At 44.4% G+C, this 23,833-nt stretch carries 17 protein-coding genes; 8 read left to right on the top strand and 9 right to left on the bottom strand.

Annotation, left to right across the window (positions count from 1 at the left end):
• Positions 1-47 precede the first annotated feature (47 nt).
• The 5 genes from PATL_RS02755 to PATL_RS02735 all read left to right on the top strand — a co-directional run bounded on the left by PATL_RS02755 (position 48) and on the right by PATL_RS02735 (position 4,786).
• Positions 48-743 carry a PhnD/SsuA/transferrin family substrate-binding protein gene (locus PATL_RS02755; RefSeq protein WP_081429917.1) on the top strand — a complete coding sequence of 232 codons (696 nt, stop codon included), beginning with the start codon at positions 48-50 and terminating at the stop codon, positions 741-743.
• Positions 733-1,668: a hypothetical protein gene (locus tag PATL_RS02750; protein ID WP_011573445.1), complete on the top strand. Its 936-nt coding sequence runs from the start codon at positions 733-735 to the stop codon at positions 1,666-1,668. Before PATL_RS02755 ends, PATL_RS02750 begins: the two co-directional genes overlap by 11 nt.
• A gap of 334 nt (positions 1,669-2,002) precedes the next feature.
• Entirely contained in the window at positions 2,003-2,626 is a 624-nt protein-coding gene (gene udk / locus PATL_RS02745; RefSeq protein ID WP_006992736.1) for a uridine kinase, read from the top strand.
• 45 nt (positions 2,627-2,671) lie between these two features.
• Positions 2,672-3,880 carry a NupC/NupG family nucleoside CNT transporter gene (locus PATL_RS02740; protein ID WP_006992735.1) on the top strand — a complete coding sequence of 403 codons (1,209 nt, stop codon included), beginning with the start codon at positions 2,672-2,674 and terminating at the stop codon, positions 3,878-3,880.
• 66 nt (positions 3,881-3,946) lie between these two features.
• Positions 3,947-4,786 carry a 2OG-Fe(II) oxygenase family protein gene (locus PATL_RS02735; protein ID WP_011573444.1) on the top strand — a complete coding sequence of 280 codons (840 nt, stop codon included), beginning with the start codon at positions 3,947-3,949 and terminating at the stop codon, positions 4,784-4,786.
• A 62-nt stretch (positions 4,787-4,848) separates the two neighbouring features.
• Here the strand turns inward: PATL_RS02735 and PATL_RS02730 are convergent, their stop codons facing one another.
• From PATL_RS02730 to PATL_RS02700, 7 genes are all read right to left on the bottom strand, one after another.
• Positions 4,849-6,027: a tetratricopeptide repeat protein gene (locus PATL_RS02730; protein WP_011573443.1), complete on the bottom strand. Its 1,179-nt coding sequence runs from the start codon at positions 6,025-6,027 to the stop codon at positions 4,849-4,851.
• Positions 6,028-6,177: 150 nt separating this feature from the next.
• The gene (locus PATL_RS02725) at positions 6,178-6,852 is read right to left on the bottom strand and encodes an exonuclease domain-containing protein (RefSeq protein ID WP_011573442.1); all 675 of its coding nucleotides are present in this window, start codon (positions 6,850-6,852) and stop codon (positions 6,178-6,180) included.
• 32 nt (positions 6,853-6,884) lie between these two features.
• Positions 6,885-8,720: a DUF294 nucleotidyltransferase-like domain-containing protein gene (locus PATL_RS02720; protein ID WP_011573441.1), complete on the bottom strand. Its 1,836-nt coding sequence runs from the start codon at positions 8,718-8,720 to the stop codon at positions 6,885-6,887.
• Positions 8,721-8,948: 228 nt separating this feature from the next.
• Positions 8,949-10,766 carry a putative bifunctional diguanylate cyclase/phosphodiesterase gene (locus tag PATL_RS02715; protein WP_232283281.1) on the bottom strand — a complete coding sequence of 606 codons (1,818 nt, stop codon included), beginning with the start codon at positions 10,764-10,766 and terminating at the stop codon, positions 8,949-8,951.
• A gap of 41 nt (positions 10,767-10,807) precedes the next feature.
• Positions 10,808-11,950 (bottom strand): FIST signal transduction protein, encoded by a 1,143-nt coding sequence (locus tag PATL_RS02710; protein WP_011573439.1) that lies wholly within the window; start codon positions 11,948-11,950, stop codon positions 10,808-10,810.
• Positions 11,951-12,146: 196 nt separating this feature from the next.
• On the bottom strand, positions 12,147-13,868 hold the full coding sequence (locus PATL_RS02705; protein ID WP_011573438.1) for a sodium:solute symporter family protein: 1,722 nt from the start codon (positions 13,866-13,868) through the stop codon (positions 12,147-12,149).
• 10 nt (positions 13,869-13,878) lie between these two features.
• A complete protein-coding gene (locus PATL_RS02700) occupies positions 13,879-14,145 on the bottom strand; it encodes a DUF4212 domain-containing protein (protein WP_006992727.1) in 267 nt (88 codons plus the stop codon).
• A 181-nt stretch (positions 14,146-14,326) separates the two neighbouring features.
• Here PATL_RS02700 and PATL_RS02695 point away from each other — a divergent pair, with 181 nt between their 5' ends.
• Positions 14,327-17,764, top strand: a complete 3,438-nt coding sequence (locus tag PATL_RS02695) for a PAS domain-containing hybrid sensor histidine kinase/response regulator (protein WP_011573436.1) — start codon at positions 14,327-14,329, stop codon at positions 17,762-17,764.
• Here the strand turns inward: PATL_RS02695 and PATL_RS02690 are convergent.
• A complete protein-coding gene (locus PATL_RS02690; protein ID WP_011573435.1) occupies positions 17,712-18,371 on the bottom strand; it encodes a response regulator transcription factor in 660 nt (219 codons plus the stop codon). The genes PATL_RS02695 and PATL_RS02690 overlap by 53 nt on opposite strands.
• Positions 18,372-18,390: 19 nt before the next feature.
• Positions 18,391-20,331 (bottom strand): acetate--CoA ligase, encoded by a 1,941-nt coding sequence (gene acs / locus PATL_RS02685; protein WP_011573434.1) that lies wholly within the window; start codon positions 20,329-20,331, stop codon positions 18,391-18,393.
• A gap of 316 nt (positions 20,332-20,647) precedes the next feature.
• Here acs and PATL_RS02680 point away from each other — a divergent pair, with 316 nt between their 5' ends.
• A complete protein-coding gene (locus tag PATL_RS02680; protein ID WP_011573433.1) occupies positions 20,648-22,333 on the top strand; it encodes a methyl-accepting chemotaxis protein in 1,686 nt (561 codons plus the stop codon).
• A 181-nt stretch (positions 22,334-22,514) separates the two neighbouring features.
• Positions 22,515-23,681 carry a DcaP family trimeric outer membrane transporter gene (locus PATL_RS02675; RefSeq protein ID WP_011573432.1) on the top strand — a complete coding sequence of 389 codons (1,167 nt, stop codon included), beginning with the start codon at positions 22,515-22,517 and terminating at the stop codon, positions 23,679-23,681.
• Positions 23,682-23,833 lie beyond the last annotated feature (152 nt).

Below are 23,833 nucleotides of genomic sequence, written 5' to 3'. Positions count from 1 at the left end.
CGGTAAATAATAGTGACGAATTTGTTGTTTTTATAACCGATCAAGGTATGGCTAGCAAGCTCCTTTCATCTTTGTGCAGTAACCAGACGATTAACCGCCAGTATGGAATTGTCACTGTTCAGTGGAGCCACAACGAGCAAGAAATTATTCAATATGTCGGTAAAGGGATTGCTGATCTTGCCTTAGTGAAAGAAAACGTCATGTTAGCTTTTGCTGCAGAAACGACTTACCGATACCAAACTGTCGCTCAATATAAAGACTACTCCACGTATTTGATTTCCTTAAAAGAGAAACCGGAACTGACTAAACAATATTTATGGGGTAAACGCTTAGGGCTCTTAGACTATCCTAGCAGCCGCTCGGGCCATATTGTGCCTAAGGGGCTACTAAATGAATTGGGCATCTCAGAAGCGAATATGGATATCGTATATGTTAATTCTCATGAGGCTCTGCGCGACCTTCTTGCAACTGGTAGTGTGGATATCATCTCTTCATTTTGGAAAGAAGAAGACGCGGAGCGTTTTTCCGCTAATTACATCACCCCGATAAACACGAAGGTCAGTGGTAGTAAGTGGTATTTGAAGATGGAAACCCAAAATACCGATTTGATCTGCGAAATACAGAATACCTTGTCGACTCTATCGACCAATACGCAATCAGACTATTACCGCCAGCTTGAGCTAGTACCCTATCACTGCCCGTTGACAAAGAATTCAAATGAAGTGCTAGACCATGAAAACTAAACTGATTTACGTTGGCCTTTTTACCCTCATATGGTTAATTTTTCAGTTTGCCTTTGTTATTGGCGTTCATTTCCAAGCGACATCAAACCAAGCTCAATTCTTAGCTAACATTGAAAAACGTATTGCAATCGACCTACCCAAATTACGCTTAGCGAACCCCAAATTTAAAACGGTGGCAGATACACGCTCTGTCAGTCACTACATTTCAGATCTAAATCGTGTACTTGATGAACAACGCTCCCCTATCGATGTCATCTCAATACAAGGGATCGTAGAAGCGGATATTCAAAGAGCGGGGGCTAGTCGAGAAACCTACCTAGAAACTCATGATCAGAAAATCACCATCCAGTACGCTGTTAATGCTCCCTCGATAGTAGATTACATTGGGCTTACTCCACTCATACTTGCCACACTGCTTAGTTACCTATGTATTCAAAGGTTAAGATTAACTCACAGAAACACAGCTAACTTACACAAAGAATTAGAAACGCCCGTGAATCATCAATTAATTATTGACCTAAAAACCAAGAGCATAAGTTATGTCGATGGCACCACGCCAATAATATTACCAAACAAACCTTTTTGCTTTTATGCGGCCCTTGTGGACTATTGCATACAAGATAACAGCGCTAATTTGAGCAACAGCAGTGACGTACCTGAAGAGTTGATTCAGATAGCAAATAAATACTTCTATCGCTTGATCGATTTAGGGCATACCAAACGCAAACGTCCAGATTTTGCAGCCAACCTCGATAAAACGTTGAGTGAAATTCGCTCAGCGTTGGACGAGATATTCGTCGATCATCAAGAAGAAAAGGAGCTGTTCTATCCACCTAAGGCGCAAGGTGAAGGCTCTCGCTCTAAACTGCATAATTACGCGCTGCCTAATATCAGCACAGAAAAAGTCCTCTTTATTGGAAAGTAACTTCTCTAACTGATAACCCACTCACGTAAAATATACGCCCCCTAACCTCTTTAGTATTTATTTCCAGGATGTTGCAAAGCGCTCCAGGTAAATTTAATGTTTTCAAATTAGTAATGTGCTCACTTTGCATACATAAAAACCTAACCCAACAAAAACTTGACCATATGGTCCACAAATCGTAACCTTGTTGCGTTAATGTTAACCAGAGGGGCTAACATTGTGTGGATTTACCAATTGTCATAAAAATTGCTATATAAATGCGTTGTGAAAACTGACTTTTTGACCGTTCGCTGGTATCTTTCAGACAATCTCATCTCTATCATTTCGGAGTAGTATGTCTGCCCCCCTCGTTATCGCTATCTCCGGTGCTTCTGGCTCGGGTAAATCGCTGTTTACTGAAAACTTGCTTAAAGAATTCTCGGAAGACGGCAAACATGTACAAATACTTCGTGAAGATCATTATTATCGCGCCCAAGACCATCTACCCATGGAAGAGCGAGAAAAGAATAATTACGATCATCCCAAAGCGTTTGAACACGAGTTATTGGTTGAGCACTTACAGGCTTTGAAGAACTGGCAGTCAGTTGATTACCCTCACTACTGTTATAAAACTCACACACGCTTGGCTCAAACCGAAAAGCTGATGTCAGCACCTGTTATCATCATTGAAGGGATCATGTTGCTAGCAAATCAAGAGCTTCAGCCTTTGTTTGATATTAAGATTTTCGTAGATACACCGCTAGACATTTGCTTATTGCGTCGAATGAAGCGAGATATAGCTGAACGAGGACGCACGTTAGATTCGGTTGCAAAACAATATGAATCAACCGTCAAGCCCATGTATCACCAGTTTATCGCGCCGAGTCGTTTTACTGCTGATGTTATTGTGACTCAGGGTGGAAAAAACCGTATTGCATTGGATGTCATTAAATCTCATATCCAGCAGACGCTACTTTAGCCATTAAAATAACGACGATATAAAAACAATAATTAAGGAGTTAGAATGGTCAGTTTGATTGGCATAGCTGTTCTGTTCATACTTGCGATTTTGCTCTCAGCGCATCGTAAGTCGATAAATTGGCGCACTGTGGGTGGCGCTTTTGCTATTCAGGCTATTATTGGTGCTTTGGTTCTGTACTTCCCCCCAGGGAAAGAATTTTTACTGGGCTTAACTGTCTATGTAAAAAATATAATTGAATATAGCCAACAAGGCATCGATTTCATTTTTGGTCAGTTAGGCAATAAATCACTTGGCTTTATCTTCGCCTTTAACGTTCTCCCTGTTATCGTTTTTTTCTCGTCATTAATTACCGTGCTTTATCATCTTGGTGTGATGTCTTGGATCATTCGTCTGATCGGCGGGTTCTTGCAAATTGCCCTTAAGACAAGTCGTCCAGAGTCCATGTCGGCTGCTGCGAATATATTTGTAGGTCAAACCGAAGCCCCATTAGTCGTTAAGCCTTTTATTCCTCATATGACACGCTCAGAGCTGTTTGCCATTATGGTCGGTGGGCTGGCGTCTATTGCTGGCTCAGTTATGGCAGGTTACGCCGGAATGGGTGTTGAAATTAAATATCTACTTGCGGCTAGCTTTATGGCGGCACCGGGCGGCCTGTTGATGGCAAAGATCATCATGCCTGAAACCCAAGAATTTAAAAACGAGTTGACTGAGGTCAACAACGAAGAAGACAAATACGCTAATATTTTTGATGCTGCAGCAAGCGGTGCGGCCTCGGGTATGCATCTCGCGTTGAATGTGGGCGCCATGTTACTTGCTTTCATTGCATTAATTGCACTATTAAATGGCCTTATTGGGTGGGCCGGTGGTCTTGTAGGGGTCGAGAACCTAAGCTTTGAAGTCATTCTTGGGTATGTGTTCCAGCCGCTCGCATGGGCACTTGGGGTACCTTGGGATGAAGCCAATCTTGCCGGTAGTTTTATCGGGCAAAAAATGGTGGTGAACGAATTTGTAGCTTACGTGGACTTTTTGAAATACCAAGCTGACTTATCGCCGGGCACCCAAGCTATTGTTATTTTCTCGTTGTGCGGCTTCGCTAACTTTTCATCCATCGCTATTTTAATGGGTGGCATTGGTGCATTAGCACCAGGGCGACGTAAAGAAATCGCGCAAATGGGCCTAAAAGCAGTGCTGGCCGCAACTCTCGCAAACTTAATGAGTGCCGCCCTAGCTGGCTTGTACCTCAGCTTATAGATATTGAAAAAGGAATGACTGCCAAGGTGGGCAATCCATTCACACTTAAAGACAGGAAAGATTATTATGCAATTGCTCGCCGTCGATTACACAGCACCAGACGCGGACAAAAAGTTCGTTGAATCACTGCGCCAAACCGGCTTTGGAGTGCTAAAGAACCACCCCATCGAACAATCAACGGTAACCAGTATCTACGAAAACTGGCAGGCGTTTTTTAATTCTGATGACAAACTGCACTACGCATTTGATAACCAAAGTCACGATGGCTTTTTTTCAACCAAGGTTTCAGAAACCGCCAAAGGGTTTAAAAAGAAAGATATCAAAGAGTACTTTCATTATTATCCTTGGGGGAAATGCCCGCCTGATTTAAAGCAAGAACTGCAAGACTATTATCAAGCAGCTAACAATCTAGCATCTGAGTTACTCGGTTGGGTTGAGAAATATTCACCGGCAGATGTTGCTGCACATTACAGCGAACCACTTTCTGGCATGGCTGTAGACAGTGATCAAACACTACTTCGTGTTTTGCACTACCCGCCAATTACAGGAAGCGAAGAGCCGGATGCTATTCGTGCAGCCGCCCATGAAGACATCAACCTTTTAACGATACTTCCTTCAGCTAATGAGCCAGGATTACAAGTGAAAGGCACTGGTGACGAGTGGATTGATGTGCCCTGTGACTTCGGGACTTTGATTGTGAATATTGGTGATATGCTTCAAGAGGCATCCGGTGGCTACTTCCCATCTACGTCTCACCGGGTGATTAACCCTCAAGGTGCAGATCAAACTAAATCGCGAATTTCACTGCCCTTATTCTTACACCCTCGCCCAGAAGTGGTCTTGTCTGAACGTCACACAGCCAAAACCTATTTAGCAGAGAGATTGCGAGAATTAGGCGTAGCCTAGATATATCTATAGATACGTCAAAAACCTACTTCAATGTGAAGTAGGTTTTTTTTGGCCTAAAATTATATTGATGAACGAGAAAGAAGGTCCAGCTTCCCTTGGTATAACTCCTTCTCTTGCAGGTTTTTAGTGGTGCGTTTGGCCTTCTTCAAGTAGCGCTCACTTAGCGTCATTTGCCCCATAGCATGATATGTTCTGGCTAACGCAAAGAAGATTTCGTGGCGATCTTTATCAATCGCTAGTGCGCGATTAAAATGCGCTAACGCTCCCTGTAAATCTCCTTGGTCAAACTCACGTCGGCCTAGATCGAGATGATAAAAGGGATTTCGCAGACGTTTACTTTCAACTCGCGCAAGGATCTCCTGAGCCTGCGTCATTTTATTAGAATAATTATATAAATATGCGAGATTTTCCCAAGCGGTCAAGTTATCAGGTGACGACGACAGCGCTTTCAAATACGCTCTTTCAGATAGAGCGTATCGCTCTGAAACTCGGTACAAAAAGCCTAAGTTCACTAACGCTGAATCGAAATTTGGTTCAACTTTCAGCGCCGCTGAGAAATACGCGTATGCTCGGTCTCTGTCATTGGATAAGAGGGCATCCGCGCCTTTGTTATTATAAAACATGGCAATGACTTGTTGTTTTGTTAGCTGCGTTTTTGGGAAGTGCTGTCTCAACGCTTGGGGGTCAAAATCAATTTGGTAACCGCGTTTGTAAAAATAAAAGGAATTAGCACTTCGCGACCTAGGTATTATCTGTAAGTTTATATGCCCATTTAGCAAGCTAATACCGTCTCTGCGAGTCCAATACTCCGGGATCTGTACATCTTGAAACCGAACGCTTAAATCAGCCTCATTGGCTAATGCGTAGGTCATAATTGACAAAGAAAGGCAATTTGCCGCTCGGTTGTGAAAGGTTTCATTGGCCGTCGTATTTGCATCGCCACGATAGAGTAAATCAAAGCTCAACCGTTTAAATATACTGCGCGCCAGTGTTTCCGTTCGTTCTATAGGATCGTCTATGTGCCCTACTGTTCGTTTTACGTAGTTTCGCGCATCCTTATCTAAACGGAAAATGTCTTTTTCAGATTCGATATGGACGTCTTTCGCCAAAGGAAAGGCATCATCATCTAAAATAGAGCCAGATACGTGTTGTACTGTCGGGGCGCTTTGGCAAGCCGTTAAACTAAACAATACTAGTAGCGTTAACCAGAATGAATGCTGCTTCGTAAGATAATTCACGATACTTCTCCTCTTTGCTTCTCCTTCAAATTTAGTTAAAAAGGCAGCATTAAGCTATAACAAAGAGAAAAAATAAGTAACAACTTATTAACAATTAATTAACGGCAAAGTATCTCCGTATTGTAATCTGCGTCGTCCTGTATCACCCGCTCAATCAGTAGGCGCAGGAAAGACTTCAAGTGCATCTGTCACCATCAACGTCTTTAACGTATCGGTATTTTTCGGCGCAAATTTTTGGATTTGCGCAAACAGTAATTCCAAAGTCGCCATCGCATCGTCCAGAGCATTGTGTGCCGGTACCGCTGGCAGGTTATAACGCGCGCGACACACGGGTAACACCACAGCATTTGGCGGGGGCGGACGTAAATTCTTAGTCAGTTGATACAGTCCAAAACGCAATGTGTCTAGCGTTACGACTGTGGGAAGAGGGATATTCAACTTTTTAAATACACCGTTTAACACCGTCATATCAAGATGGGTACAATGGAACACCCATACATGACTACTGGCAAATTGTTTTAGCGCCTCCAACGCGATACGCAACGGTTGCCCTTGGGCAATATGATCAGCGGTTAAACCGTGGATTACCGGGCTTTGATTTAACGAGGCTGTTGTTGATATCACCTGATAATAACAACTTTGCAGAGAAATCTGCTTGCCCTTACCCTCAACCCACCCTATCGATAGAATTTTAGTGTCATTCAAATCAAGGGACGTGAGCTCTAAATCAATACATAAAAAAGGAATGTCAGCCAGTGGCATGCCTAACCAAGCTTCTGGGATAGGTGGCTTAGGTGCAAACCACTTTTTTAGTTTTTTAAACATCAGTCTTTCTCTCTGGGCATACTCGGTTTGCGTTAACCTAAACCACCGGCAAATTTAAACACAGCGGCTTGCTGTGTTCTTCGGATAACGCGCATTGCCTCTTTCAATTGATATTTCTCAATAGACGACAAATCGCTGATCGAAACATAGTTGTCAGTCACCTTATTTTGAATTTGATGACGCCACCGTAGGCGATTAAGAAACAGCCATATATCACGCAGATTTTTGACGTCTTTGCTCGATAACCCTGCGTGTGACAACAGCCCCTCTAGTCGATGAGGAATGGATGGCATGGTTAAGCCATTGGCTAAGGAGTAAATCCGCACTAGGTTATTGATGATCGCCACTCCACTATTTTTCATATCGATGCAGTCTTTTTTAGGTAATCCTTTTTTATACACAAATTTCTGAAACATAGATAACGGGACATGCCCATCACTTGCGTGGCGTGTAAGCGCGGCAATAAATCTCGATTGTTTGAGTAACTCCTTACGTTCCACATGTAATTGGGAAAGCAAAAACCGATTTCCTGCCACTGCGCGTACATCAAGAAATATATTGCAGTTTAAAATAGCTTCTGGGCTCGGCTCCCGCACCCAACTTTGCGCTTGCTGAACAGCTTGTTTTATTGACAAACGCAATGCTGGGTTACTGGCCATAATATTTCCAGTGCACAATTTAATACCGCATTTATCTAGGCCCCTGCATACGTACTCAGCCATATCTGCAAAATAGGCAGATTGCTCAGGGCTCGGCTCTGTGGCGAACAGTAATCCGTTGTCTTGATCAGATCCCATGGTCTGGTCTTCTCGCGCTTGAGAGCCGTAAACAAGCCAGCAAAACTCCATCGGTGCTTCACCATGCTGTTGCTGATAAAAGCCAATGAGCTTTCGCGTCATAATATCCGTTGCCTGAGACAATACCTTGCCGGCAATATCAAAGTCGCCGAGACGTTTAGCGTGTTTCGAAAAATAATGTGGTAGTTGCCATGAAAGTCTTGTTAATTCGTACAAAGACGGCGCTTTTGTTAACTCGTTAATAACGAAAAGCACATTCCCTCTTTGATGACGTATCATATCGCTCGCCGTCAACATCCCAAGAGGAACCCCGCTGTTTTTGTCCACGACGGGTAAATGGTGCACATTGTGCTCGGTCATGACGCACAAGGCATCGAATAATGTCCGCTGATCGCTAATTTTCACTGGGTCTCGCGTCATTATTTCACTAACCGCAAGGTTCACATCAGTTTGCTGCGCCACCACGCGATTTCGTATATCTCGGTCAGTTAGTATACCCACCAGTAATTGGTTATCCGTGATTACAAGAGAAGAAACGCCGCTTTTTGACATAACTTGCACCCCTTGCAAAATTGAGCTGTTGATATCCTCGCTCACAACCCCGTCAGAAATCACTTCACTTATCGGCTTGTAAAGCCACATAGATTTTGAGTCATCTACATGGTCACTATAAATTTGTTCAGAGGTATAATTTCGAAAGAAAACTTCAATACTTGGGTGGCTAGCAACACATTGGGCGAAACTTTTTTTCGGGATGCAATACACTAACCCCGGGCTATCGACAGTGACTGCTATTTTATTGGGCTGTTTTTGCCATAAGTTGTCACAGCCGAAATAATCCCCATCACTTACGTGGCGTTCTGATTCAGCGGAATCCTTAACTGAATATTGCCCACTGCAGATAAGAAACAATCCCCCTTGCTGCTGTTTCAGAATATTCGTTACATCTTCTTGGCTAAAATAAGCGACCGTAATGGACTGCGCCAACCTATTCATTTCATGCTCATCAAGCACCTCAAAGGGAGCGGAATCGCGCAAAAACTCTAAGATGTGCTGAGGGATATGATTCATTGAAACTCCAAAATAAATAACTGATAGTGGCGCATTTCAATTCTACAAATCTATTGCAATGAAACGTTTTGCCGATACGCTGCGCGAACCTTGATTTGACCAAAGCAGGCCCTGTTTAACAAGAGAATTTCTTATACCAATTTCACGAAATAATTAATCACTCTGCGAAAATTTAAAAGGAACTAACCAAAGCGCTTTTTACTTGATGTATTCAGTGTCGTGTAATGTTCAATTGGTCGACTCAAGCAAGTTGACAAACGCTTCCCTTGGTAAGGGTTTATAGAAATGAAAACCTTGAATAGCTGCAACATCCTTTTCATGAAAATAAGCATGTTCTTGAGATGTTTCTAGGCCCTCTACAACACATTCTAATGAAAAGTGCTGAGAGATATAAATAATCGCCTCAACGATAACTTGGTTATCCGTGTTTTGATCTATTTTCGACACAAAACTACGATCTATTTTGACTGACTTTAGCGGCAACTGATGTAAATAAGAAAGCGACGAATAGCCGCTACCAAAATCGTCCAACATAAAAAACAGCTCATGCACAATTAACGCATTCATAATATAAATAGCGCTAGTAATGTTTTCCATCGCAACGCCTTCCGTTATTTCCAAGCGTAAATACGAATGGGGGAACGTGAATTCCTCAATTATCTCCAACACTTGAGCAACGAAGTGGGGTTGACTAAACTGTCGCGGGCTAATATTGATACTGATGTAGCGCAAATTTCCTTCAGAAAACCAATCAAGGTGCTGCGAAATCAATACACACGTCTGGCGCAAGACCCATTGACCGATTTCTACAATCAAACCGCATTCCTCTGCCACTGGAATGAATTCCTGAGGCCCAACCCAGCCTAGTTTTTCATCATGCCAGCGCAGCAATCCCTCTGCGGCCACTATCTCGCCTGCCACATTAACCATAGGCTGAAAATACAACTCGAATGCTTCTTCACGTAAAGCCACATGTAGACGCTGCTCTACCTCAGAGCGAAAAGTCGCCATGATTTGTAATTCGTGACGGTAAAATAAATAATCATTGCGACTAGTGTGTTTAATTTTGTACATGGCAATATCAGCGTGTTTTATAAGTTGCTTAGCTTGCTCAGCAATTGATTTATTGGCATTGAGCTCAGGTGATGGAAACAGGGCGATGCCGATACTAAAGCTGGTAAACACAGCGCAACGGGATAACTCAATACTATCCCGAGTGAGGCTAAGCATTTTATCCGCTACTTTGGTAGCCTTACCAACTGCACTCTGTTCCGTCGGCCCTATGTCGCCAAGTAGCAAGATGAACTCATCCCCGCCTACTCTGGCCAAGGTATCATCACGGCGGATACAGGCTTTTAATTTGCTTGTGATATTAATCAGCAATTCATCACCAACAGAATGCCCTAGAGTATCGTTTATTAACTTGAAACGGTCTAAGTCGATAAAAAACACGGCCCCATATTGACCATGCTGCTGAGCATTCGTCAGTAAACTTTGTAAGTTGATATTGAGCATTTTTCGGTTAGGTAAGCCAGTCAAAACGTCTTGATAAGTTTGCAATCTAAGCTGCTCTTCTACCGCTTTACGATTACTAATTTCATCCACCAAATTTTGATGCTCTAAGCAAGCTTGGCAACTCACAGCCAAGCGACCAAATAGGGGCATTAGCGCGTTAAGAACGATGTCATCGATAGGCGTCCGTTTGCGTTCGAAACTGATTGCACCAAATTTAGGAATTTTAAACAGATAATAATAAGTATCACCGCGCTGACGGCAGACGCTTTGCACGTTGAGCTGGCTAAACTCGTACACCTGCTCGGTTAACCAATCATTTGTATCATCTGGGCGATGGTTATAGGGGTAGCAGAGTATGTCTGAATCATTTCTTGAGCGCGGTGCTTCTTTAAATACTACTGCGCTGCGTAAACTCAGACGTTTTTTGGCTCTATCGAGAAATAGCTGAAGCATCTTATCTAGGTTGAGATCCAATCCGATACTCATGGCTAGCTCGTGCTGAATAGAAATAATCTGTAAGGTGCGACTCATTTCACTCATTCACAGGCCCCAACTTAAATATAAAACGCCATTCATACCACATCCTGCTTGCTCGCTCGAGCTAAGGCAGCAACAGCCGTTTTATTATGTAAACTGAGAATCCCCCCCGCACCTAGCTCTATCTCGCCTAATACTAGCGCCCCAACTGTGCGGTACGGCGGTGCTATTTCTCGGTGAATCAAATCGAGTTCTGTGGCAAATTTATCTTGCAAAAACAACTGCCTACTAACGCAATCAAACAAAAAGCAATCCGTTACTTCATGCGTATCATTTAGTGTAGAAAGCGCTTGATTTACTGCGCCAGAAGCCGCAGCTATTAATTTTTCAGCATCTCCACACATGATGTACAGCATGGTGTTCTCAGGTATATCTCCTGCACAAACAAGCCCGCTACCCTCCAGTTTAAGAGGATCACGAATAAGCACTTCGTCGTCTAGCCTAGCCAACCCGAAAGGGAACGTTTTCGCTATGTCAAAAAATTCGTGCTTGTCGAAACTCAGCTTACTATGCTCCTGGACGACTCGCTCGTATAGCTGCGCAGCAGGCTCAAAATTTAACTCTAACACACAGTTATCATCAGTGCTGTTAGCCAGAAATGGGCCTGCAAGTATTTCCCAACCATGGCCTACGGACAAATCCCAATGAGTCGACATTTCGACTAAAATCATCGCATCTTGATGCATGCCGGCAGCACTAAAGAGGCAAGGTTGCGCCTTGAATTCAAGCGTTCCCGCTCCACCTCCAAAGACACTGCAATCTTCTGGTAGAAATGCCAGTACATGTTGCAGATAACCATCAATCTGCCTTGATAGCGCATCAGTCAATATCATCACGGAATTCACAGACTGAGACATATAAGCCATGTTTGACGACACTGGAGCACAAGTTGAAACACTCTCAATGACGCAAACACGAATATTGTTGCGCAAACCAACCACTAAAATACCGCGGGGCTCAAAGCGCGAGTCGAGGATAAGACCTGGAAATATCCCGCCGAAGATAGGCACATCTAATGTACCCACATATTGCTTAAAATCGTCTCCCCAAGAAGCCGCTTCTTCGCTGCACAGGATCATGATCCCCTTCGGCTTTGACAGCATCAATTCAGCAACACTATCGGCTAGTGCTTTAACCGTAACGTTTGAGGTAAATTGCACATCACTGAAAACTGCCATCCATATCCCTAACACCTCAACGAGATTGTTAAACGTTTGATATGCAGACAATAATAGCTAATAGCGTGCAAATTACCAGCAACGAAATTCTGTTATTTTTCTTTCTTGAGTCTCACATAAAAAAGCGCCCAACGAGGTGGGCGCTATTGTAGTAAAAGGCTATTTCATTCCTTTTTGAATGGTAGTTTTTAGCAAATTAATGTGCAGTTGCATCTCCAGCACCTTTAGGATAGCGAATATCTTCTACTAACTGTTGAATCTCTTGTGGTGCTTCCTCCGTCATTTTGAATACTAATAACGCCACGGCGAAGTTCACCAACATACCAATTGCACCTATTCCTTCAGGTGAAACGCCAAACCACCAGTTCTCTGACACATTCGCCGCAGGGTTAACAAACTTAAAGTAAATAATGTACGCTGCGGTAAAGCCAATCCCCGCTAACATGCCAGAAATCGCCCCTTTGTCATTCATACGCTTCATAAATATTCCCATTATGATGGCAGGGAAGAATGACGAAGCTGCTAAGCCGAATGCGAATGCGACCACCTGCGCGACAAATCCAGGGGGATTGACCCCAAAGTATCCTGCAATAACAATCGCTACGCCCGCAGCCAAGCGCGCATAAAACAGCTCTTTTTTGTCGGTTATGTTGGGCATTAGGTTGCGTTTAAGCAAATCGTGTGAGACCGATGTAGAGATAACCAATAACAGCCCGGCGGAGGTTGATAATGCGGCAGCAATACCACCTGCAGCGACCAACGCAATAACCCATGCCGGTAAATTGGCAATTTCAGGGTTGGCCATCACCATAATGTCACGATCTACTTGCATCTCGTTTCGCTCATCACCTGAGTAGAACATTTTACCGTCTTGGTTTTTGTCATCCCAGCTAATCAGCCCAGTTTTTTCCCAATTAGTTATCCAGCTAGGAGCTTCGCTATATGGCGTACCAGTGGGCGCTTGCTCGCTGACGGTTGGACCATTGATGGTCTCAATCATATTAACTCGCGCAAATGCGGCAATAGAAGGGGCTGTGGTATATAAAATAGCGATAAACAGTAAAGCCCAACCAGCACTCTTACGCGCATCACGTACTTTAGGTACGGTGAAGAAGCGCACTATTACATGGGGCAGACCTGCAGTACCGACCATGAGTGCTGCCGTGATGCAAAATACATCGAAGGTGCCCTTGGTACCGGAGGTGTACTCGTTGAATCCTAGTTGTGTCGAGAGACCATCTAGTTTTTCCAGCAGATACACCCCCGACCCATCGGCTAAACTCGCACCAAAGCCGGTTTGCGGCAGTACGTGCCCCGTGACCATGATGGAGATAAATACGGCGGGTACTAAGTAAGCGAAAATAAGCACGCAGTACTGCGCGACTTGAGTGTAAGTAATGCCTTTCATGCCACCTAGCACAGTATAGAAGAACACAATCGCCATACCAATCACAACACCCGTAACGATGTCGACTTCAAGGAAGCGGCTAAACACCACACCGACCCCACGCATCTGGCCTGCGACATATGTGAAGCAAACGAATATGGCACATACAACAGCCACTGTACGCGCGGTTTGTGAGTAGTAACGATCGCCGATGAAATCCGGAACCGTAAACTTCCCAAACTTACGTAAATATGGCGCTAAGCAAAGGGCTAATAGTACGTATCCGCCAGTCCAGCCGAGTAGATATACAGCCCCGTCGTAGCCCATAAATGAGATCAACCCAGCCATTGATATGAACGATGCTGCTGACATCCAATCAGCGGCTGTTGCCATGCCGTTTGCTATAGGGTGAACACCGCCACCAGCTACATAGAATTCTTGTGTTGACCCAGCGCGAGCCCAAATCGCAATAGCGATGTACAGAGCAAAAGAAGCTCCTACGATTAAAAATGTGAGTACTTGAACATCCATCTTAACGCTCCTATTCTTCGTCGACGCCGTAGCGCTTATCGAGTTGATTCATTTTGTACATGTAGATAAATATCAACGCGACAAATACGTAGATTGCTCCTTGCTGCGCAAACCAAAAGCCCAACTTAAAGCCGAACACTTGAATTTGGTCGAGTAAATCCACTAATAAAATTCCGAAACCAAAGGACACGACAAACCAAACAACTAGTAGTTTTGTCATAAGAGCGAGATTTTCCCGCCAGTATGCTTTTTTATCTTCTTCGTTTTTAAATGCCATCTTGTTTTTCATCCAAGGTTAATAAGATGTAAATAACTGTAGACTCATGTTTTACAAGACGGAATGAGACCATGGTCTTACGGGTTAATTAAATACAGCGACCTGTGCTACAGTCCTTATAAATCGTAGCCTCCGGTTGCAAAATAAGTTTTAATCAGCGTCACTGCTATTAGGAAAATGTATGGCTTTAGGTTGGATGGTATTAGCCATCGTCTATTTGATGGGATTGTTTTGGGTAGCCAAATGGGGAGACGGGAAGAGCCCTCTGGCCAAACGTATTAGCTCACACCCTGCAATTTATTCGCTGGCACTGGCAATTTACTGTACCGCGTGGACTTTTTTTGGCTCTGTCGGCGAGGCATCAAGAGATACATGGGATTATTTGCCCATCTTTTTAGGCCCCATGTTGTTGTATTTGTTCGGGTATCGCTTCTTGCGCAAACTGATTGCGGTGAGTAAACGTCAGCACATTACCACGATTGCCGATTTCATTTCGTCTCGTTACGGTAAGCGTCAAACTATCGCCTTACTCGTCACCTTAATAGCGCTGTTAGCCATTATTCCTTATATCGCTTTGCAACTAAAAGCCGTTGGTTCAGCATTTTTAATGGTATCAGGCCAGACTCATGCGGAGCTAGTGGTGCTAGGCGCCACCACGTTTATTGCTTTGTTCTCTATCTATTTCGGTACTCAGCACACAGATGTGACTGAGTACCGGCGCGGGTTAATGGTAGCAATTTCCTTTGAGTCGGTGATTAAATTATGCGCTTTGATTGCCGTGGCTAGTTTTGGGTATCTAACATATTCACAACATTCCGATACTCCGTTACTGCAAGAGTTCACCACCCTTAACGCACTGGGCAATATATGGTCATTCTCATTTTTTGCACAAACCCTCATGGCCGCTGGCGCAGTAGTATGTCTGCCTCGCCAGTTTCACGTCGCTATTGTAGATAACTTAAAGCTCAGTCACTTAAAAACCGCTCGTTGGTTATTCCCACTGTACTTATTGTGTATCGCGATCCTGATCCCAATTATTTCTGCGGCAGGAGACGACATGTTCCGCTTAACCAGCCAAGAGCCAGATACATACGTGCTAGGCATGGCGATGAATAGCGGCAATATGTTATTACAAGTACTGGTATTTGTAGGTGGCTTATCTGCTGCCACAGCGATGATCATCGTCGCCACGTTAACCCTGAGCACCATGCTGACCAACGATGTAATTTTGCCGAATTTGTTAGCGGAGCATCGCGGCGCAGGTGTTCCGCCCAATTTCACTAAACGCATTCTGCTTATTCGCCGTTTGGTTATCGCTGCTATTTTGTCTTTAGCCTATTTGTATTATCAACAAATGACTGACAGTCGTACTCTTGCCTCTATTGGACTGATCGCATTTTCTCTGGTCATACAGTTGTTACCCGCCATTGTCGGCGGTTTATATTGGAAGCGAGGCCATGCGCAAGGGGTTTACGCTGGCCTAATGGCCGGTATTGGCTCATGGATATTGTGGTTAATGCTGCCTTTGTTAAATGACGCAGGGCAAAACCTGATACTCAACGACACCATTAACGCCGTCGCCATTTATAGCTTGCTCGCCAACACCTTTGCTTATGTGTTGTTTTCCTATGTGGCAGATGTTCGTCTAATTGATCGCATTCAAGCGGAGGCCTTTGTCACCACCACGGATGACAAGTCAAAACATCATAATGCGCCTCGCACCCACACCACAGTTGAAGATTTACACACGTTATTAAGCACCTTTTTAGGGGAGAAACGGTGTAAACAATTGCTAAGTGATTACCAACAACGTAACGGCCATATTCTAAATCCAGCGGAGTCTGCCACTGAAGAGTTTGTACTCTTTAGCGAACGAGCTCTTGGCGGCGTAATAGGCGCTTCTTCTGCAAAAGCGTTAGTCGACAGCGCTATAAGTGGTAAAAAGTTGAATTTCGAAGAAGTCGTTAACTTTTTTGACGATACCACTCAGGCAATCCAATTTAATATGAGCGCCTTGGTCGCCTCATTAGAAAGTCTCGAACAAGGAATAAGCGTGATTGACCGAGACTTAAATTTAGTCGCGTGGAACAAAAGCTACTTAGCGCTCTTTAGTTACCCAGCAAATATGATCCGCGTGGGCCGACCTGTAGAAGATCTTGTTCGATACAATGCTCAGCGTGGTGAGTGCGGTGCGGGCGAAGTAGAAATCTTAGTTCAAAAGCGACTTGAGCACATGCGCAAAGGCACCAGCCATCGCTTTTTGCGGCAGCGCAGTGACGGCAGAACGTTAGAGATGATCGGTACCCCGTTACCTGGGGGCGGATTTGTGACCAGTTTTAACGATGTAACAGAGCACATTGAAACCCAACACGCTCTAAAAGAAGCCAATATCGATTTAGAAAATCGAATACAAAAACGCAGTCAAGAAGTGCAAACCATTAACGCTGAGTTGCGTTTGGAAATACAGCGCCGGGCGGACGCTGAAACCCAATTGGTCAGTGCGCGTAAGGTAGCAGAGCAGGCTAACGCCAGTAAAACGCGCTTTTTGGCGCTTGCCAGTCACGACATTTTGCAGCCGTTAAATGCCGCTAAGTTATATCTTGGTGCGTTAGAAGAAGCTAAGCTAAATGACGATGCAAGGCAAACCGTTGGCAAACTATCCAATAGCATCCAGGCCAGTGAAGCACTCATCGCCACGCTTTTAGATATTGCGCGTATTGATCAAGGTGAGTTAAAGCCGGAATACAAAGCGATTAACGTACGCGATGTGCTGCAACCGCTTATCGCTGAATTTGAACTCATTGCCGAACACAAAGGTTTGCAACTGCGTTCCCGGGTGGCTGATGTATGGGTAAAAACCGATCGTACATATCTTTATCGCATCATGCAGAACTTTGTTTCTAATGCCCTGAAATATACCCAGACTGGAGGCGTATTGGTCTCTGTTCGAACGAAGGGAGAAAATGTAGCGTTCGACGTTTTTGACACGGGCTCTGGCATTGCGCCAGATCAATTAGACAAGATATTCGGCGATTTTTATCGTATATCCGGCCATCAACAACAAGGCGTGGGATTAGGACTTGGCGTTGTACAAAGACTTGCCAGTATTCTGGATGCAAATTTAACGGTCGCTTCGCGTATCAACCATGGAAGCCGTTTCAGCATTCAATTACCCTCCAGTCGGCCGATTGAAACAAACAGCCCAGTGCAAATAAATAAGGTGGGGTTTCATGACCTGAAAGTGCTTTGTGTCGACGATCAAAGTCAGAACCTTGATGCACTGCAATCGTTATTGGCGAAATGGAAAGTGGTTTCTCACTCTGAGCAAACCCCTAGCGCTGCGTTGGCATCTTTAGGGCATTTTGTACCAGATGTGATCTTAATGGATTTTCAGTTGAGCAGCGATATAGACGGGCTACAGCTTATTGAGCAGTTAAGAGAGCGTATCTGTGATATTCATGCCAATAATGTTCCAGCGATCTTGATTACCGCTAATATTGAACTTGAGTTAGTGCAACGCTGTAAAGAGCAAGGTTGTGGCTATTTGTCTAAACCTGTGAAGCCGGCTAAGTTGAGGGCGCTGCTGCAGGCGGCTCAAGCTGAAGTTGTGAGGCAATAAGCACGGCTTGAGTTCGATTATTGATGTGTAATTTCTTGAAGATAGCCGTCACGTGTGCTTTCACCGTGGCGGTTGCTATATCTAGGTTGTAAGCGATTTGCTTGTTTAATAAGCCATCTCGCATATAGCACAACACCTTATATTGCGCAGGTGTTAAACTGGCCACATTATCAGCCAGCTCAGCAAATTCATTGTCTAATTCCACTTCATCACTGGCATAACTCTCGGGTAACCAAATGTCACCTTCTAGCATACTGGTTACCGCATCAGCGATTTGTGCCGCCCCAGTGGTCTTAGGCACAAAACCTAAGGCGCCTAGATTAATCACTTTGGTGATAATCATCGGATCTTCTAAACCTGACACCACAGCCACTGGTAATTCAGGGAATAGCTTACGAATATGTATCAGACCAAACAAATCACCACTGCCTGGCATGTGTAAATCCAAGAGCAACAAATCAATGTCTTTATGCTCTTCTAATAAGGCTACTGTTTGCATTAAATCGGCTGCTTCAAGCAACGTTAAATCGCTGAACGACAGTGTTAAGGCTCCGCGTAAAGCATCCCTATACAAGGGATGATCATCTGCAACCAGTAGCGTTATCATAGATGGCTATTATCCATTTTTATCGGTTCAAACGTTGCTCTATTAGGGTATCAACCACACTTGGGTCAGCTAACGTAGACGTATCACCGAGTTGTTCATATTCATTGGCAGCAATTTTGCGCAAAATCCGGCGCATAATTTTACCAGAGCGTGTTTTCGGTAACCCTGAGGACCATTGTATCAAGTCTGGTGTCGCAATGGGGCTAAGTTCTTTACGTACCCAATTAGAAACCTCTTTTGTAAGCTCATCCGTTATCTCAACACCTTCATTGGGCATCAGATATACATAAATACCTTGGCCTTTCAAATCATGGGGGTAGCCTACCACCGCGGCTTCAGCTACCGCATTATGGGAAACCAGTGCACTTTCAATTTCAGCGGTACCTAAGCGATGGCCCGACACATTGAGTACATCATCTACTCGCCCTGTGATCCAGAAGTAATCGTCCTCGTCACGACGAGCACCATCACCGGTGCAATAAGTACCTGGGTAAGTGGTAAAATACGTTTGCACAAAACGTTCGTGATCGCCGTAAACGGTGCGCGCTTGACCTGGCCAACTATCGGTAATAATTAAATTGCCTTCAGTTGCGCCAGACAATTCATTGCCTTGGCCGTCTACCAATGCGGGCTGCACACCGAAAAATGGATGGCTAGCAGCGCCTGGCTTCATCGCTGTGACACTGGGGAGAGGTGTTAACATGGCAGCGCCCGTTTCAGTTTGCCACCATGTGTCCACAATCGGGCATCGTGACTGGCCAACAGTCGTATAATACCAATGCCATGCCTCTGGGTTAATGGGCTCACCCACTGAACCAAGTAAGCGTAATGATTCGCCACTAATCCCCTCAGTGGGGAAATCACCGTGGGCCATTAATGCACGAATAGCAGTAGGCGCCGTGTAAAGGATATTCACCTTGTGCTTATCAACTATTTGGCCAATTCGGCGTACATCAGGGTAAGTAGGTACCCCTTCAAACATAACACTGGTCGCGCCGTTGGCAAGAGGGCCATATACGATATAACTGTGACCTGTCACCCAGCCAACATCGGCTGCACACCAGTAAATATCTCCTGGTTTATAATCAAAAACGTATTTATGGGTGATGGATGCCCATAGCAAGTAACCCCCGGTGGTGTGCACTACTCCTTTAGGCTGGCCGGTAGAGCCGGATGTATACAAGATAAAAAGCGGATCTTCTGCGTTCATTACCTCTGGCGGACAATCGGTAGAACAACCATCCGTTAAGTCATGCCACCAAACATCATCTTTACCCCAGCTCACGTGACTGCCGGTATGTTTGAATACGATAACTTGCTCCATGCTAGGGCAGTCATGTTCAGCCAATGCCGTATCCACATTGTCTTTTAATGGAATATGCTTACCAGCTCTTAGCCCTTCATCCGCGGTAATCAACACCTTCGCTTGACAATTATTCACTCTGTCGGCAATTGCATTAGGCGAAAAACCGCCGAAAATGACGGTGTGTACAGCGCCTATCCGCGCGCATGCAAGCATGGCATACACAGCCTGCGGGATCATAGGCATATAAATCGCAACTCTGTCGCCCTTGCCTACACCTAGCTTGCGCAAGCCGTTGGCGATTTTCGCGACTTCGTCATGTAAACGATGGTAAGTGATAATGTCGTGGCTATGAGGGTCGTCACCTTCCCAGATAAAGGCTGTTACGTGACCTCTTTTCGCTAAGTGACGATCAATACAGTTGTATGCCACATTCAATTCGCCGTCTTCAAACCACTTGATACTTACATGATGAGCATCAAAAGACGTGTTTTTGATTTTGGTTGGGGTTTTGACCCAATCAAGTGATTTAGCTTGCTCAGCCCAGAATACTTCAGGTTGCTCTACTGATTCTGCGTACATGCGCGCGTAATCGGCTGGTGTAAGGTGGCTATGCTCTTTAGCGTGTGCTGGAACGGGATAAATTTGTTGCGACATAATGACTCCAAAAACTGAATACACAAATAAGAATACTGAGCACTGTACTCGTAAGCACACAAACCGGAATGAGACCTTGGTCTTATCCCTGCGTTACATATGAGTAATCAAAATAATACAATTGCCGACATCATTTAACAATTACCCTTGCTTTATTTCGTTATGCGAGCGCTTTAGGCTCAGCCCTCGTCACTTTGGGCATTTTACAGAAACATCACAATACAGATCCATGAGCTAAACTCTGTTTCAGCAAACAATCACTTCGCCATCGCTTTTGTCTTTCTAAAAAGCTTGTGCTCTACCCTAAGGTGCGCAAATGTTTAGTTATATATCCATTAAGAATCGCCTTCTGATCATCTCAATTGTTCCCTTGGTCAGTCTGGTATCAATCCTCTTGCTGATTATTATTTCACAGGTCACTGCGCTGACGGGGACCGTGGAAAAGTCCGCGCAAACTTTACTCATTGAGAGCAAAAAAGGGGAACTTAAAAACACCGTAGAATTAGCTTACAGCGCGGTAAAACCGATGTATCAAGAAGGTGGCGACAAACGCGAGGCAATTGAGATCCTTAAGCGACTAACATTTGGTAAAGACGGATATATATTTGGTTATGATGATAAAGCAGTACGTCTATTTAACGGTGAAAATGAAGCAGGTATTGGCCAGAATTATTATGACTTTAAGGACGTAAACGGGATCTATCTGATTAGAGATTTAATTGCTGCGGGTCGCAATAACAAATTTGCTCAAGGGAATGAATTTGTGACTTATCATTTTCCTCGATTGGGGGAGAATACGCCGGCCGCAAAACTGTCTTACGCTATTTACCTTCCAGAATGGAAAATGATGCTTGGCACTGGCTTGTACATCGACAGCATTGATGACCAAGTAAGCGTATTTTCGCAACACATTGATGAATCCCGCGCAACATTAATCACCTCAGTCACCCTAGTCTCAGGAATATTACTGCTGCTGTTACTGATGCTTGGACTGCTTTTAGTCCGCTCGATCCTTTCACCGTTAAACACCGTAACGCAATCGATAAAAGAGCTCTCTAGTGCTGAGGGAGACCTAACCCGCCGTCTAAATCTCAACGACAACCACGAGCTAGGTGAACTCGCGAGTCACTTAAATACCCTACTGAGCAAGCTACAGACAATCATTGGTAATGTGCGCGATATCAGCTTACGAGTGAAACAAAATAGTGATGAGCTTGGCACGCAAACGCTTTCGATAAAGGATTTAAGTATTAAGCAACATAACGAAATTGACCAAGTCGCCAGCGCTACCTCACAGATGTCAGAAACAGCCCATCAAGTTTCTGTTAACGCTGATGCCGCCGCTTCAGCAGCACTAGAAGCGGATAACAATGGTCACCAAGCGATGCGAAGTGTCGAGCAAAGCTGTCACGAGATGTCACTTTTACTCAATGAGTTGTCGGCCACGGAAGAAGTCGTCACACAAGTAGGTGATGACGTAGAAAACATCGGTGCTGTGCTATTAGTTATCGAAAGTATTGCAGGGCAAACAAACTTGCTGGCGCTGAACGCGGCTATTGAAGCCGCTAGAGCAGGAGAACAGGGCCGAGGCTTCGCAGTAGTGGCTGATGAAGTAAGGAACTTAGCCAGTAAAACACAAGGAAGCACCGAAGAAATACAAAATATGATCGCCAAGTTACAAAGTGGTTCACGCGCTGCAGTGGTAGTGATGAGCGATAGCAAACAACGCAGCAATGAAACCGAAAAAAGCATTAGCGCCACGGCCGTATCATTGGGCGAAATATCTAAATCAGTTGCCACAATGAATAATCTTAATGTTCAAATAGCCACCGCCGCCCGAGAACAAAGTATTGTAGGCAAAGAAATCAGTCAGCGTATTATTGATATATCAAACCAAACAACAGAGCTCAGTGGTATTGCGGTTAAAAATGGTAAAACTGCGGAAAGTTTGCGCCAAAAAACGGCCGAGCTAGAAGGGCTAGTCGGCCAGTTTAAAGTATAGCGATTGCGCCCGATTGAATTAATTCCATGATGGATTAAACAATAAATTGCGAAAAGCAAACAAAAGTTAAACTCAAGTAAATATTGTTAAGACCTTGGTATCATAGACCATGAGCTTATAGCCGTTTTTTTGAACATGTCCCAGAGTAGATAACGTAAATAGCGACTAAACGGACAGACAAATGAACATAAAACGCATATCACTCACAAGTTTAGCTTTAGCATGCTCCACCGTGTCATTTACTTCTCTTGCTAACCCGTTAGATAAAACCACATTTGGTTTCAGCGGTTACGTCAAAGCAGATGCCATGGTGAGTCAATACAGCGATGGAACATTACCCTCTGGTACTATTGGACGTGACTTCTATATCCCAAGTCTGACACCCACGGGCGGGGAAAAAGAAAGCGCACAATTTGATGCCCATATTAAACAATCTCGCTTTCGCTTCACCACCAATACCCTATTGAGTAACAACGAAAAAATCACCGGTGTACTTGAATTTGATTTTCATACCACACCTGATGGTAACGAGCGGATCAGTAATTCATATGAGCCCAGAATTCGCCATGCTTTTATCAAGTACAACAACTGGTTGATTGGCCAAACCTGGTCCACATTTCAAGACGTTAAAACCCTGCCTGAATCTTTAGATTTCATTGGGGTAACTGACGGCACCATTTTCGCGCGACAAACCATGGTGAGATACACCTCGGGAGCCTTTGAAGTTGCCTTAGAAAACCCGGAAACCACAGTGACACCTTTTGGCGGCAGTGGTCGTATTGTCGCTGATGACAACTCAGTGCCTGATCTAGCAGCGCGTTATACGTTAAATCAATCCTGGGGACATGTGTCATTTGCCGGCTTAGTGCGTCAACTCTCTTATGTCGAAAAGCAAAATGGCAGTGATATTGATACAGACGACGTTGGTTATGGCCTTAGCATCACCAGTAAGATTAATTTCGGTCAAGACGATGTGCGCGTGATGGCTAATATCGGCAGCGGACTGGGTCGGTATATCGCCTTAAATGCCGTTAACAGTGCGGTATTAGATGCGAATAATGAGCTCGATACTATCGATGTTCGTGGTTTCACGGTGGCTTATCGTCACTTTTGGGATCCTCAGTGGCGCAGTACCTTCAGCTACGCCATGTTCAGCGCAGATAACGATACTGACTTGACGGGCTTAGGTGTCATTAAGGAAACCTACAGTGCCAGAGCCAATATTCTTTACTCCCCATCACCTGAGCTAACCTTTGGCGCCGAATATGCCTACGCTAAGAAAACCCTTGAGTCAGATGCAGACGGCGATATGAGTCGCTTACAGTTTTCAGCAAAGTATGCATTTTAAACTTGGTTAAAACGGTTATTCACGTTTGAAAGAGAGGCAAATCCCAACTTGCCGCTTGCTTGCGCTACCTTAGAAGTTCTTTGTTAAGACAAATAGCCTCTAAGGATGGCGCTTTTTTACGTCACCTCCGCCCTATTCGTATTCATCTCTGG

Source organism: Paraglaciecola sp. T6c, assembly GCF_000014225.1.
Taxonomy (GTDB): domain Bacteria; phylum Pseudomonadota; class Gammaproteobacteria; order Enterobacterales; family Alteromonadaceae; genus Paraglaciecola; species Paraglaciecola atlantica_A.
This window is presented reverse-complemented; position numbering and strand designations above follow the sequence as displayed.